The organism is Microvirga sp. ACRRW (genome assembly GCF_022346925.1).
Classification (GTDB): domain Bacteria; phylum Pseudomonadota; class Alphaproteobacteria; order Rhizobiales; family Beijerinckiaceae; genus Microvirga.
The window spans coordinates 15,204-29,595 of the sequence record NZ_JAKRNJ010000011.1 but is presented as its reverse complement, the minus strand read 5'-3'; the positions used below and the strand labels follow the sequence as shown (position 1 = coordinate 29,595).

Below are 14,392 nucleotides of genomic sequence, written 5' to 3'. Positions count from 1 at the left end.
GTTCGCGGGAAGCTTGCAAGCTGGAACCCACCGCCATCCCCACGGTTGCGTCCCATGAATCCGTCCTGGTTTCAGTCCATCGACAGCTATTGCGAGCGCCTCGATCCGAGCTTCTGGGCGGAGCCGGTCAATGCGGTCTCGAACGGGTTCTTCCTGCTGGCCGCCGCTGATGCTTTCTGGACCTGGAAAACCAAGGGCCGATCCGACTGGCCCGTTCTCTGGCTCATCATCGTTGCCGCCATCGTCGGCATCGGGAGCTTCCTGTTCCACACCTTCGCCAACCGCTGGTCTCTGCTGGCCGATGTGCTGCCGATCGCGGTATTCATCTACAGCTATTTCTTGCTCGCCATGCGCCGTTATCTGCGGCTGAAGATCGTGCCTGCCATTGCCGTCACTCTCGCCTTCGTCGCGTTCAATGTGTCTTTCGGGCGTCTCTGGTTCGGCCTGTTTCCAGGCGTCGGCCTCAATGGATCGGTGGGCTACCTCCCGGCCCTGATGGCGCTCGCTACCGTGGGATCGGCTTGTCTGCTCATAGGCATGAAACAGCCGGGCAGGGCGCTTTTGTGGGCGGCTTGCGTCTTCTCCCTGTCTCTTTTCTTCCGCTCCATCGACAGTGCGGTCTGCTCTGCGCTACCACTTGGCACGCATGCGTTCTGGCACATGCTGAATGCACTGGTGCTTTGGATCCTCATGAACGCGGCGCTCGTACGTGGTTCCGAGGAAAGGCTGCTTCATGTCCCGCGTTGAAATCCACGGCTATGCCATCGTCTCGGATAACGACCGCATCGCGGACGCGGCGGGCCGGACGCCGGATGTGCTGCGCAACGATGCGGATTGGGCCTACTTCCAGGCCGAACTCAACCGCTCCGATGTGACGGTGCTCGGGCGGCTGGGCCATGAGGCCAACCCAAATCCCAGAAACCGCGTCCGAATGATCCTGTCCTCCTCCTCGCAAGGCATCGAAATGCGCGGCGACGGCTGGTGGTGGAATCCCGAGAGGCTCTCCTGGGAGGAGGCCATTCGCCGGGTCCTGCCTCATGGCGGAAGGGTCGCTGTTCCCGGCGGACGGCAGGTCTTCGATCTCTTTCTCGGGATCGGTTACGATGCGTTTCATCTTACGCGCGCTGAAGGCGTGACCGTTCCCGATGGCATCGCCCTGTTCTCGGAGTGCGATGAAGGCAAGAGTGCGGAAACGGTTCTATCGGCAGTTGGTCTCAAGCCAGGGCCGAGGCAGGTTCTCGCCGCCGCCGCGCCTGTCAGCCTCGTCATATGGCAACGCTGATCTGAAACCTATCGCCGCCGCGCAGAGTTGGTTTGCGATGTCCCTGAACGGGAGAACGCTCATGCGCATCATCGTCCCAGCAATTCTGATCGCCGGCTCCCTCGTGATTGGCTCCGCTTGGGCGCAAGGTTCGTCATCTGGCTCCTCGTCTGGTGGAGGGAGCACAGGCATGGGAACCTCGACCGGTTCGCCGAGCTCATCGGGCGCGCCCTCCGGCCGCATGCTCCCTCAACAGGGCACAGCCGGAGGAAGTGGCGCTTCTCCGACCACGACAGGCGGCATCGGTGGCCGGCAACCGGGCATGCCCTCCGCCGTCGGCCCCTCTTCCCGGGAGGAGGAGCTTCGGAAGCGCGGCGAGGCCCTAGAGATGAGAGCAAAGCGCGGCGTCTGTCAGGGGTGCTGACACTCTGGAAGGCCGGAAAAACAAGGCTTTCATGCGCGTCGTAAGTATTCATTAACCATGCGGGCGCATCCTCCGTCTGCAGGCCGATGGAATCGTTCCAGGCGACTCACGGGGGTAGCGCTCATGACGGATACGAGCTTCGCAGAGACGATCCGCGAAAGGATCGCAGCGATTGAATTGGTGGTGGATGCGATTGCAGGGCAGGGTAAGGAAACCGACCTGCGCGACCTGCGTGTTCTGCTCATCAACACTATGAGCCTGATGAGGCGCGATCCCGGCGTCGAGGCCTCCATCGACGACCTGTATGCAGCAGCCCGCGCCATCGTGAATGATGCCATGGACGGCGTGCATCCCGTAGTCAGGAACGTGCGCTGCCTGCGTAGTGCCGTGGTTCGCTTCTCGGAACGCGTTCCGGTGGTGGCGGGCCTCTCGGAGCCTAACGACAGCCTCCGCTTCCGAGGTCTTGAGGCCGCCTATGCCGTTCAGCTCGAGCGCAGCTCCGCGGCGGATGACGGCGAAGCGGACGATGTTCAGTCCGCGGCCTAACTCCATCTGAGCCTTTTCGACGCAGATCCAAGCTTGGCTGATTGGGGCTATTCTCCTAACGTAAGGTTAGTGGTAGGAGGGCATCGCACCTGATGTTCTTCGCCGCACCCTGCCGAACCGCAGGATGCTTTTCCGATCCGCCAAGTGTTGAGTCCGCCGGAAAGCAAACGATGGCCGTTGTTACGTTCCAAAGCAGCATGCCTGCCGGCCTTCGTCTGCAGGCCCTGTTCACGGCCATCATCGAAGGAAGCTTGAGCTTTACGAATTTGGGTGGGCGCGGCAACGCCAGCTTCAAAGTCACGGTCTATCAGTCGCCGGTTGAGGTGTCCTACGAAGGGCCTGTCCTCTCGAATGCCTCCGGTCAGGTTTCCTATCTGCGTGCCGGCCCGAGCAACTCTCCCTGGCTCACCTACGGCACGCTTGGTGGGCCGGTCCTGTTCTCTTATGCCGATCTCGCATTCTTCCATCGGCAGGGCGGAGATTCCGCAGCTGCGATCATGGCGGGAAACGACGTCATCAATGGAACGTCGCGCGGAGATTATCTGGAAGGGTATGCGGGCGACGACGTCCTCAATGGCGGCGCAGGAGCCGACACGCTCGAGGGCGGTTTCGGGAACGACACCTACTATGTCGACCATAAGGAAGATCGCGTTTTCGAAGCCATCGGTGCCGGGTATGACATCGTCGAGACAAGCGTAGGCTACGCGCTGACAGCCGATGCGGAGATCGAGGTCTTGAGGGCTGTGCCAAATGCGCATTCCCTCACTCTCGTCGGCAACAAGTTCGCAAACCAAATCGTCGGAACAGCGGGCAACGATCTTCTCGATGGCAAGGGCGGCGTCGATACATTGATCGGCGGTGCCGGTAACGACACCTATCTCGTCGACAATGCGCTCGACATCGTCATCGACGAGAGTGGACGCGACACGGTCATCGCGACGTCTTCGTATCAGCTGGGAAGCAATATCGAGATTCTGAAAGCGGCCGCCGGAACCTATCGTCTCACGCTCATCGGCAATGACTTGTCGAACGAGATTTATGGCAATACGGGCAGCGACATTCTTCATGGTCTCGACGGCAACGACAAGATTTACGGAGACGGCGGCAGCGATACGCTGACCGGCGGTAACGGCAATGATCTTCTATATGGAGGTCAAGGCAATGATCGGCTCGATGGCGGAGCCGGTAACGACCGGCTTTACGGGGACGTCGGAAACGACAATCTGTCCGGCGGCGCCGGACACGACACCCTCTACGGCGGCCCCGGAAACGACCGTCTCGATGGCGGCGACAACAACGACATCCTCTATGGCGATGTGGGGAACGACACGCTTTCAGGCGGCAGCGGCAATGATCGCCTCTATGGTGGGACCGGCAAGAACAAGCTGTCGGGCGGCGATGGCAACGACACGCTTTACGGCGGCATCCACAACGACACCCTTTCGGGCGGCGCCGGAAAAGACAAGCTCTACGGAGATGCCGGAACCGATGTCCTCAATGGCGGACTTGGGCTGAACACTCTGTCGGGGGGCTCGGGGAAAGACACCTTTGTCTTCAACACCGCGCTGAAGTCGAAGGTGAATGTCTCCACGATCACGGATTTCAACGTCGCCGACGACACGATCAAACTGGAAAATTCCATCTTCAAGAAGCTGGGTTCACCTGGCAAGCTGAAGCCCGGCTACTTCGTCGTCGCCAGTAAGGCGCTCGATAAGAATGACCACCTGATCTACAACAAGAAGACCGGTTATCTGTATTACGATCCGGATGGATCGGGGAAAACCGGCGCTGTTTTGTTCGCCAAGCTGAAGCCCGGTCTCGAACTCGCCAGCAGCGACTTCATCGTCATTTAAGCCGCACAGGGCAGGCCTTTCCTGCCTTTGCACGTGCATGGATAAAAGAAAGCCCCCGCTGATGAGGCGGGGGCTTTCGTGCATGAGGTTCTTGTCGGCTTACGCCGGAACCGGTGCAGTCCTGGTGCGCGCCTTGATGATCTGGGACAGGATCACCGGGCTTGCAAGCACCAGGCCGACCAAGGTCGTGGTCAGATCGGGCGCGATAATCGGCAGGGACGCAATGCCGATCAGCCAACGCTCCCAAGCGCGCATCTCTGTCAGGGCATAGCCCGCGAAGGCTGCCGACAGGCACAGGATTCCGGCAATTGCGCCTCCGGTTACCAGGAAGAAACTCGGCCAGGTGAAGTCGGGCGTCACGAGCAGCATGGCGGGGCCGTACACGAACACGAAAGGCACGAGAGCCTTGCCGAGGCCGAGACGGAACGCGGTGTTGCCGGTCTTGAACGGATCGGCGCCCGCCATGCTCGCGCCCGCATAGGCCGCGAGCGCAACAGGCGGCGTGATGTCCGCGAGCACTCCGTAATAGAACACGAAGAAGTGCGCCACGATGGGCTGCACGCCGAGCATGACCAGAGCAGGGGCCGCCACCGTCACCATGATGATGTAGTTCGCCGTCGTCGGAACGCCGCAGCCGAGGAGGATGCAGACGATGGCTGTCATCGCCAGCGTGAAGAGCAGCGTCAGCGCCTTCCCTTCCATGAGACCTGCGGGAAGAATATCGCCCACGATCTGCGCCATCTGTGCGGCGAACGAGGTCACGATGAAGGAGATCTTGAAGCCCACGCCGGTGAGCGTCACGACGCCGACGATGATGCCGACAGTGGCTGCGGCAGCGCCCACGCCGATGGCGTATTTCGCACCGACCACGAAGGCGTCGATGAGATCGATCACCTTCGCCTTGCCTTCATCGCTCTTCATGAAGGCGTAAAGCATCAACCCCATCACAAACAGAAGGGCCGGCAGCGAGAAGACAAGCTGCGTGAGCATTCCGGTCGCGATGGCGATGGCGATGGCCGCCAGGAAGCCGAGCGTTACGGCAGGAACGCGGCTGACGCCGACGACGATGCAGGCCGTGATGCCCCAGAAGGCGGCGAGATAAGGCGTGAAGCCGGAGAACAGCACCATCAGCAGCACGGCCAGCGGCATGACCGTCTGCCAGCCTTCGCGGATCACCTTGCGGGCGTTCGGAAGCTCCTCGGCGGGCAATCCGAGCAGCCCCTCGCGCTTTGCCTCCAGATGAACCTGCATGAAGACGCCGAAGAAGTGCATGCAGGCCGGAACGATGGCCGCGAGAATGACCGTCTGATACGAGACGTTCAGGAACTCGACCATGAGGAAGGCCGCGGCGCCCATGATCGGCGGCGTAATCTGTCCACCGGTGGAGGCCGCGGATTCGACGGCTGCCGCGAAGTGGCGCTTGTAGCCGACGCGGATCATGGCCGGGATCGTCAGCGAGCCGACGGTCACCGTGTTGGCGATGGACGAGCCCGAAATCATGCCGAACAGGGCCGATCCGAAGATCGACACCTTCGCGGGGCCGCCTGCATAGCGTCCGGCGACGCAGGTCGCCAGATCGATGAAGAGCTTGCCGAGGCCGACGCGGGTCGCAAGCACGCCGAAGAGCACGTAGTGGAAGACGTAAGTGGCCACGACGCCGAGCGCGATGCCGTAGATGCCCTGGCTCGTGAGGTAGAGGTGATTGACGATGTTCGACCACGAAGCGCCAGGGTGCTGCAGGATGCCCGGCATAGAGGGGCCGAAATAGGCATAGAGCATCATGCCGATGGCGATGACGGGCAGGGGCCATCCGACGGAACGGCGCGTGGCTTCGAGCAGGAGAACGATCAGGGTCGTTCCCATTGCGACGTCCATCAGGTTCGGGTTGCCGACGCGAAACGCCAGATCGTTGAAGATCCACGGCACGTAGAGGCTCGCGATGGCAACCGCGACGGCAAGAAGCCAGTCGACGATGGAGATGCCGCCCGGCCGCCACAGGCTGGAGGGAATGACCTTGTCCTGGTCGGCCTTGAAGGCGCTGAACACGAGGAAGATCAGGCCCAGCACGAAAGCCATGTGGATGCCGCGATGGGTCGCTTCGCGCAGCAGTCCGAAGCCTGCCGTGTAATAGTGGAAGAGCGAGAGCGCCAGCAGAAGTCCGGCCACAAGCCATGCCGTTCCCGGCAGGAGAGGGCGGAACCGCATCTCGGGATCGAATTTTTCCTCGAGACTGCGATTCTCGATCAGGGCAGAGGTGTCGGCTGTGGACATGGCGGGTCTCATATGCAGGCAGCGCTCACGCGTTCACGCGCCGCTGCTTTTGGGATTGGCTTGGATATTTGCCGGCGTGCAGGCGGAAGCGGGCATCGCTAGCAAAAAACAACGCCTCCCGCGACTGACGACGCGGGAGGCCGATGACGAGTGAGGCAGGATCAGCCTTTGAGGAGGCCGGCTTCCTTGTAGAAGCGCTCCGCACCGGCATGAACCGGAATACCGGCACCGGCCAGCGCATTCTCCTTGCGGATCAGCTTGCCCTTGGCATGGCCAGCATCGAGGGCGCCACGGGTCTTGTCGCTCCAGAGGCCCTTCACGACTTCATAGACGACGGCGTCCGGCACCTTCGCGGAGGTGACCCACTGCGCACCGACGGCAAGGGTCTTCACGGCAGCGACATCCTTGTAGGTGCCTGCCGGAATCTCGTCTGCCGCGAAGAAGTTGTATTGCTTGCGGATCGCGTCGGCCTCGGGGCCGGAGAGGGGCACGATGTCGATGCCGCCGCCGGTCGCAGCAAGCTCGGTGATCGCGCTCGTCGGATAGCCGCCGACGAAGAAGAAGGCGTCGAGGCCGCCGTCACGCATGCGCTCGGCCGCCTGGTTCGGCTTCAGGAAGTCGGCCTTCACATCGCTTTCCTTGATGCCCCAGCCGTTCAGGATGATGCGGGCATCGACCAGCGTGCCGGAGCCCGGCTCGTCGAGCGAAACGCGCTTGCCCTTCAGGTCGCTCACGGACTTGATGTTCGCGGACTTGGCGGCGACCAGATGGATGCTTTCCGGATAGAGGTTCGCAACGAGGCGCAGGTCCTCCATCTTGCCCTTGCCTTCGAAGAGGCCGGTACCGGTATAGGCCCAATAAGCCACGTCAGCCTGGCTGAAGCCGGATTCGAGCGCGCCCGAGATGATGGAGTTCACGTTCGCCACGGAGCCGTTGGAGGCCTGGGCGGTGAGAACGAGCTGCGGTGGGTTCGAAACGGCATTCGCGATGAGGCCGCCGACGGGATAGTAGGTTCCTGCGGTACCGCCAGTCCCGATGCGGAAGAAGGCCGGCGCCTGCGCAAAGGCGTTGCGGCCCAGAGCAGCGGCAGCGCCAAAGCCAAGGCCGAGCTTGGCCAGATCGCGACGGGTCAGTTTCATGGACATCTTTGTTTTCCCTCATGAAGGCAAGACCGTTTCAAGACGGTTCCGGAGCACTCTAGCTTATATCCTTGCATAGTCTACGTGGGGGTTGCGGTAGGGTTTGGATAAGTTTCCTCCGTGAGTTGAGGGCGATGTCGGCTGCTTGCCGTGCGCTTACGGGAGGGCGGGGCGCGAGATGCAGCAAAGCCCTCGCCTGGACATTTGGGCGAGAGCTTCGTGAGGGTTTCGATGCTAGGAATTATGTCGCAGAGTCGCTAACGACGCCATGCGTCGGACGTCACCGGAGACCTTTGGGGGCAACTCTAATCGATCAACGGCAATACAGATTGCCGGCGCTGTCGCGATAGGTGCCGTACGGACATGGACTGCGCGGAGCCGTGGCGCCTCCGACGATTGCGCCGCCTGCGGCACCGATCGCCGCTCCGGCAAGGGCACCGCTGCCGCGGCCCGTTGCTGCTCCGCCGATGGCCGCGCCCGCCACGCCGCCAAGCGCAGCGCCTCCGAGGGCACGCTCTCCGGGTGTTTCGCAGGCTGTCATCGAAAGTGTCAGCGCAGCCGCTGCAATGAATGTCAGGGTTTTCTTCATCAGGTCTTCCTCCTCGAGCAAGGAACCGAGATTCAGCGCCAACCCAGGTGCATGGAATTCTTATGCATCGTTTCCTGTCTGGCAATTGGGGTAAACCCTGAGCAGCCATCCCATGAGCGTCTTGGCGAAGCCGTTGGCCGAAGCTCCTGCCGGAAGTGGTCCCCTTTCGGAGTTAAAGCTGCTCACTCCATGGAATAGGGCCTCTAGCCATAATCTCACGGTCGTCCGGGATGATCCATGAGGCATGTCGATGGTATCCTGGCCGCTGCTGCGACCTGCATTGTCAGGCCTGGAGGAGTGTCTCATGGCTGAACTAGTGGTCGTCGGGTTCGATAACCCGAATGATGCCGATCGTGTTTTGACTGAACTGACCCGGCTGCAGAAGGAATACCTCATCGATCTCGAAGATGCCGTCGTTGCCATCCGTGGTGCGGATGGTGCAGTGCGCATCAAGCAGAGCATGAATCTCGTGCGGCTCGGAGCGACGTCAGGTGGTCTGTCCGGCGCGATGTGGGGCAGCCTCATCGGCTTGCTGTTCCTCAATCCGCTCGCGGGCCTTGCCATCGGCGGCGCCGTGGGGGCCGGCTCGGGAGCCTTATCCGGAAGCTTGATCGATTACGGCATCAACGACGAATTCATCAAATCCATCGGCGATACCCTGCAGCCCGACACGTCTGCTTTGTTCCTGCTGATCCGGAAATCTCAGCCCGAGAAAGTGCTGGCGGAGCTTTCAGGGTTCAAAGGGCGCGTCATTCGCTCGTCGCTGTCTCCGGAACAGGAAGCAAAGCTCCAGGCTGCCTTGTCACGGGCACATGCACCGAGTCCGGGCGAGGGCGTAGCGTCTGCTGGCGCAATGGCGGCGGATAAACCGTAGAATCCGAGAGGGCTTGATGGCGATATCAGTGGATGCTGCGGCGGAGGTGTTCCGCGAGGCGATGCGGGATGCCGTGAAGCGCTATGCGCTGTGGTATCTCATCGAGGGGCTGCTTCTGATCGCAGCTGGCGTTCTGGCAATCATCTATCCGATCTTTTCATCGACGGCGGTGATCGTCCTTCTCGGTTGGCTCCTGGTGTTCAGCGGCCTGTTTCAGGCGATCAGCCTCGTCAGCGCAAGGCACGTGCCGCATTTCTGGCTGCAACTGATTTCCATCTGCCTTGCCATGCTGATCGGCTTCCTGTTCCTGCGCGATCCGGCGCAGGGCCTGACCACGATCACGCTTCTTCTCATCATCTTCTTCATGATGGAGGGCATTTCCAAAGTCGTCTTCGCCCTGACGATCCGTCCGTTCCCCAATTGGGGCTGGGTGCTTGGGAGCGGCTTGGTCGGCATCGTGCTTTCACTGATCCTCTGGGCCAATCTGCCGGTGGCGTCCGTCTGGCTCCTGGGCTTCCTGCTCGGACTGAATTTGATCAGCATCGGTTCCGCGATCGCCTATCTCGCGTGGACGGTGCGAACGAGCTGATTAGAACCGCCAGATGAGCGGCACGAAGAAAACCGATACGACAAAAAACCAGGTGAGCAGAGGCAATCCAAGTTTCCAGTAATCGCCGAAGGCATAGCCTCCCGGTCCCATGACCATCAGGTTCGTGGGTGTCGCGATGGGCGTCAGGAAAGCACCCGCCGCAGCCACGGCGGTGCTCATGAGAACGGGGCGGGGCGAGATGCCCATGCTCGTCGCGGCGGCTACTCCGATGGGAATGACGATCAGGGCTGTCGCGGTATTGCTGATCAACTGACCGAGGATCGCGGTGAGCACGAAAAGGCCGGCGAGCAGGGCATAGGGACCCGCATCGCCGACGAGGCCGACCAGACCTTCGGCCATGAACTGGGCCGCCCCGGTTTCCACCATCGCAATCGACAGCGGCATCAATGCGCCGACGAGGATCACCGTCGTCCAATCGATGGCCCGGTAGGATTGCTCGACGGTCATGATACGCGAAAGGATAAGCGCACCGGCGGCGAGAAGTCCGGCGACGGCGGGCGGCACATAGCCGGTCGCGAGCAGGATCACCATTGCGACCAGGATTGCAATCGCCTGGAATGCTCCAGGCCCGAGGGGGATCGCCTGTCGTCGCACCAGCTCGGGGGAGTTCACCACCAGCACATCCGGATCGCTGAGATGGAGGTCTAGCGCCTTCCAGGTTCCTTGAAGCAGCATGGTGTCGCCGGGGCGCAAGGCGACACCATGGCCTGACGTTGGTTTGTCGGCGTCAATCGCGGCTCCGGCCCGCTGCACCGCGAGAACGATGAGGTCGCCGCTGTCGGTGACCATTCCGGGGAACACGTTTTGACCGACGAGCCCTGAACGCGGCGGAATCACCACTTCAGCGAGGCCGGAACGGCGGTTGAACAGAGTTTCTTCGCCGTGGCTCGACGTCGTTTCATCATGAAACGCGAGTTGCATCTGCGCGGCGAGAGAAGCGGCTGCCTCGGCATTCCCGCGCACGAGCATATGATCGCCGTCCTTCATGGGCCGACGAAGAGGAGCGGCGCTCTCGCTCTCCTGAAGGGCCACGAGCTGCATGCCTGGAAAGGCAGAGAGATCGATGTCTGACGGAGCAAGGCCGACATAAGGCGAGGTGGCGCGCACGCGCAGCTGGAAGATGCCGTCGGCCAGACCATATTGCTCCACCAGCGTCTTGGCATGACGGCTGAGATCGGCGGGCATCTTGGCACCGTTGCGTTGAGGCAGAAGCCGTTCGCCGAAAAGGATGATGATGGCCATCGTGCCCGCGAGCAGGGGAATGCCGACGAGCGCGAACTCGAAAAAACCGAATTCACCGACACCGGCTTCGAACCCCGCCTCAGAGACGAGGACGTTCACTGGCGTGCCGGTGAGCGCAAGCATGGATCCCGCATGGGCGGAAAAGACCAGGGGCATCAGGAGCTGCGACGACTTCCGTTTGAGGCGCACCGCCATGACGACGACGACAGGCAGCAGAGCGGCCACTGCACCGTTGACGCTGATCAGAGCGGTGAGAACGGCCACGAGGCCCATGGTGAGAAGGAGAAGGCGCGTCCTGCTCTCACCTCCTGCACCACGGATCAGAAGCTGACCGGCCCAGGCCGTGACGCCGGTCGTCTCGAGGCCCGCGCTCACGATGAAGAGACATGCGATGAAGATGACGGCGGGATCACCAAAGCCACCGAGCGCCTGCCATATCGTGAGAACCTGCGTTGCCCACAGCGCCAATGCGGTCGCCATGGCGACGATGACGACGGGCAGCTTGTTCCAGATGAACAGGACAACGGCCATGGCGACGATGGCGGCGATATAAGCTAACGGACTCAATCGCTCATCTCCTCCTTAGACCGTCTGAAGGCGCCCTCGGCTAATCCTCGATCGTGGCCAGCAGCAGGGCGAGACGGCATCCCGTCTCGAATTCCGGCAGGTTCACATATTCCTTGATCGTGTGGATCTCCGCCTGACCGGCGCCGATGGTGACGGTAGGAATGCCGTGCTTGTCGAGCCAGTTGGCATCGAGGCCGCCATTGGAGAACAGGTAATTGGGCTTGAGGCCGAGCATGGTCATCGCCTTGGTCGCGCGCTTAACCACGGGGGAACCTTCATCAAGATTGAACGGCGGATAGGATGGCTTGTGCGTGAAGGCGAGTATAGCCGTTTCGCCCTCATGGTCCTTCACCTCGCCTTTCGCCTTCTCAAATGCCTGTCCGAAACCCTTCGCGATGGCTGTCGCGAAGGCGGATGTCGGGCTTCTCGCCTCTCCTTTGATGAAGACATAGTCCGTCACGACATTCGTCGCGTCTCCGGCAGCCTTGTCGCTTTTCCCGCCGAAGATGCCGACATTGCTGGTGCCCGTGCCATCGGGCTTCACGACCTTGCCGAACCACCCTTCGCGCTTCGCTTCAGTGAGGGCGATAGCGCCGACCAGGGTCGCCGAGATGCCCTTTTCGGGCGCAACGCCCGCATGCGAAGCCTTGCCCTTGATCTCGACTTCCCAGTTCTCCTGGCCGACGGCACCGACGATCAGGTCGGACGGGTCCTGCCCATCGACATTGATGCACATGACGGCACCGCCGAGATCGGCGGGGTTGAGCTCACGCGCGCCGTGCAAACCGCTTTCCTCGCGAACCGTGAAGAGCAGCGTAATGGGAGGATGCGGCAGCTTGTGCTTCAGCAGCGTCTCCGCAAGCATGACGAGAATGGCGCATCCGGTGCGATTGTCGCCGCCGAGAGCGGTGGCGCCATCCGAGACGATGCGGTCACCGTCGCGCCTCGGCTTGGCACCCGCACAGAGCGGCACCGTGTCGAGATGGGTGGAGAACAGGAGGCGCGGTCCAGGGCGGGTTCCGGGCAGATCGACGATCAGATTTCCCGTTTCCGTCGGAACGGGAATGCGCTTGTTCGCATCATCGAAGCGGATCGCGGAGGCCGGCACGCCGGCTTTCTTGAGCGCCTCCGAGACAGCCGCGGCTATCTTGGCCTCCTGGCCGGTCACGCCCTCTACGGACAAAAGCCGCATCAGGTGATCTTCTGCGGCGGCGACATCAAGGGGGAGCGTAAAGCTGTCCATCGTTTCAACTCGCTGCTTGTTATCGACGTGGCGAAGCGGCTCCGGCTCACAGCCCCCATGGAAGCCCGAGCATCTGCCAGAGTGCGAAGAGAGCGGTCCAGAGAATGAAGATCCAAACAACGTAGGGAAGCATCAGCGATACGATGGTGCCGACGCCGGCATATCGGTCGTATCTTTGCGCAAAGCCTACGACGAGGGCGAAATAGGCGTTGAGAGGCGTGATCGCATTCATGGGAGAGTCCCCGACGCGATACGCCGCGAGCACCGCCTCCGGCTCGACGCCGAGCTTCATGAGCAGCGGCACGAAAACGGGAGCGAAGATCGCCCATTTGGCGATGGCGCCGGTCAACAGCAGATCGATGATCGCGACAACGACGATGAAACCCAGCAAGAGCGGCAGGGCGCCGATATTGGCCGCCTGCAGGGCGCCTGACAGGCTGAGCGCCATGACCGTGCCCATGTTGGTGTAGGTGAAATAAGAGACGAACTGGCTCAGGACGAAGAACAGGAAGATCGTTCCGCCAAGGCTTTTGATCGATTTCTCGATTGCCGCAATGACCTCCGGCAATGTCCTCAAGGTACCGGCGCCAATGCCGTAGGCCCATCCCGTCACGAGGAACATCAGCATGATCAGCGCAATCAGCCCGTTCATGAAGGGCGAGTTGCCGATGAGCTCCTGCGTGTCGGGATTCCGCAATGGGGCCCCCGAGGGAAGGGTGAGGAGGCAGAAGACAGCGATCAGGCCAAGCAGGCCAAAGCCTGCGAAACGCAGGCCGCGCGACTCGTGCTCTGAAAGTTCCGCGCTTTGCTCCGTCGTCGTTCCTTCCGCCGCCAGATGCGGATCGTACTTTCCTAGACGGGGAGCGATCATACGGTCGGTGATGAAGGCGATGACGATGGTAAGAAACAGCACCGATGCAATCGAAAACCAGACATTCGAGGCAAGGCCAATGGAGCGGTTAGGGTCGACGAGATGGGCCGCGTCATTGGTGAATTCGACGAGCACGGCGTCCAGCGGCTTTATCAGCATGTTGACGGTAAAAGCGCCTGCCACAGCGGCGAAGCCGAGAGCGAGCCCAGCCAGAGGATGCCGCCCGACGGCCAAATAGGCGATGCCCGCAAGCGGGATCAGGACCAGATAGCCCGCATCTGCCGCGATGCTGGCGAGGATGCCGACGAAGGATAGGATGTAAGTCAACGCCCAATCCGGCGATACGATGACGAGCTTTCTGATCAAGGCGGTGACGAGACCGGATTCTTCCGCAACCCCTGCGCCGATCATCGCGACGATCATGAGCCCGACAGCGGTAAAGCTCATGAAGTTCGGGATGAGGGACGAGTACATGAAACGGATGCCGTCGATGGTCAGCAGACTGCGGATCTCCGTGCTGGCAGTCTCGACCTGATGCGTCTCCGGGTTGATGCGTTCGAAGGAGACGGCCGCTCCAAACAGGCTGAGCACCGCCGAGAGCACGATGACGATGCCGATGAGGATCAGGAAAATGACGACCGGGTGGGGAACCATGTTTCCCACTCTTTCGACCCCATCGAGAAACCGCTGCATGGAGTTTCTCGACGCAACTTCCGTGCTGCTCGTCATATCCCGCACTTGAGCTAAGGGGGGCCTCACGACAGGAGGCAAGATACGCAACTGCGTTGACAGGCCGGCTGCTCAGTAATGATCGGTACTGATGAACTTAACTCGATTGCCTTCTGCAAACGACTTGGACTTATTCAAACGGGAACAAGGATCCTGCTAGGAGAGCACACAAT

12 protein-coding genes are annotated in these 14,392 nt (G+C 61.4%); 6 read left to right on the top strand and 6 right to left on the bottom strand.

Annotated elements, in window-relative coordinates:
* Window positions 1-54 precede the first annotated feature (54 nt).
* From MHY87_RS17680 to MHY87_RS18865, 4 genes are all read left to right on the top strand, one after another.
* Complete coding sequence (locus MHY87_RS17680) at window positions 55-747, top strand: ceramidase domain-containing protein (protein WP_239353892.1); 693 nt, start codon at window positions 55-57, stop codon at window positions 745-747.
* Complete coding sequence (locus tag MHY87_RS17675) at window positions 734-1,282, top strand: hypothetical protein (RefSeq protein ID WP_239353891.1); 549 nt, start codon at window positions 734-736, stop codon at window positions 1,280-1,282. The genes MHY87_RS17680 and MHY87_RS17675 overlap by 14 nt, the downstream gene beginning before the upstream one ends.
* A 526-nt stretch (window positions 1,283-1,808) precedes the next feature.
* Complete coding sequence (locus tag MHY87_RS17670; protein WP_239353890.1) at window positions 1,809-2,231, top strand: hypothetical protein; 423 nt, start codon at window positions 1,809-1,811, stop codon at window positions 2,229-2,231.
* Window positions 2,232-2,401: 170 nt separating this feature from the next.
* A complete protein-coding gene (locus MHY87_RS18865) occupies window positions 2,402-4,084 on the top strand; it encodes a calcium-binding protein (protein WP_304611140.1) in 1,683 nt (560 codons plus the stop codon).
* Window positions 4,085-4,183: 99 nt separating this feature from the next.
* Here MHY87_RS18865 and MHY87_RS17645 read toward each other — a convergent pair whose 3' ends face one another.
* The 3 genes from MHY87_RS17645 to MHY87_RS17635 all read right to left on the bottom strand — a co-directional run bounded on the left by MHY87_RS17645 (window position 4,184) and on the right by MHY87_RS17635 (window position 8,083).
* A complete protein-coding gene (locus MHY87_RS17645; protein ID WP_370644985.1) occupies window positions 4,184-6,367 on the bottom strand; it encodes a TRAP transporter permease in 2,184 nt (727 codons plus the stop codon).
* Window positions 6,368-6,516: 149 nt separating this feature from the next.
* The gene (locus MHY87_RS17640) at window positions 6,517-7,494 is read right to left on the bottom strand and encodes a TAXI family TRAP transporter solute-binding subunit (protein WP_239353888.1); all 978 of its coding nucleotides are present in this window, start codon (window positions 7,492-7,494) and stop codon (window positions 6,517-6,519) included.
* 313 nt (window positions 7,495-7,807) lie between these two features.
* Entirely contained in the window at window positions 7,808-8,083 is a 276-nt protein-coding gene (locus MHY87_RS17635) for a hypothetical protein (RefSeq protein WP_239353887.1), read from the bottom strand.
* Window positions 8,084-8,387: 304 nt separating this feature from the next.
* On the opposite strand from MHY87_RS17635, the gene MHY87_RS17630 reads away from it, so the two are divergent.
* Together MHY87_RS17630 and MHY87_RS17625 are read left to right on the top strand one after the other, a co-directional pair.
* Window positions 8,388-8,957, top strand: coding sequence for a DUF1269 domain-containing protein (locus MHY87_RS17630; protein ID WP_239353886.1), 570 nt, complete (start codon window positions 8,388-8,390; stop codon window positions 8,955-8,957).
* A gap of 16 nt (window positions 8,958-8,973) precedes the next feature.
* Window positions 8,974-9,546 (top strand): HdeD family acid-resistance protein, encoded by a 573-nt coding sequence (locus MHY87_RS17625; protein WP_239353885.1) that lies wholly within the window; start codon window positions 8,974-8,976, stop codon window positions 9,544-9,546.
* On the opposite strand, the gene MHY87_RS17620 is transcribed toward MHY87_RS17625, so the two are convergent.
* From MHY87_RS17620 to MHY87_RS17610, 3 genes are read right to left on the bottom strand one after another with little or no spacing between them, the layout of a single operon-like run.
* Window positions 9,547-11,376, bottom strand: coding sequence for an SLC13 family permease (locus MHY87_RS17620; protein ID WP_239353884.1), 1,830 nt, complete (start codon window positions 11,374-11,376; stop codon window positions 9,547-9,549).
* Window positions 11,377-11,416: 40 nt separating this feature from the next.
* The gene (locus MHY87_RS17615) at window positions 11,417-12,619 is read right to left on the bottom strand and encodes a M20/M25/M40 family metallo-hydrolase (RefSeq protein WP_239353883.1); all 1,203 of its coding nucleotides are present in this window, start codon (window positions 12,617-12,619) and stop codon (window positions 11,417-11,419) included.
* Between the two features lie 46 nt (window positions 12,620-12,665).
* A complete protein-coding gene (locus MHY87_RS17610) occupies window positions 12,666-14,219 on the bottom strand; it encodes an AbgT family transporter (protein WP_370644984.1) in 1,554 nt (517 codons plus the stop codon).
* Between the last annotated feature and the right edge of the window lie 173 nt (window positions 14,220-14,392).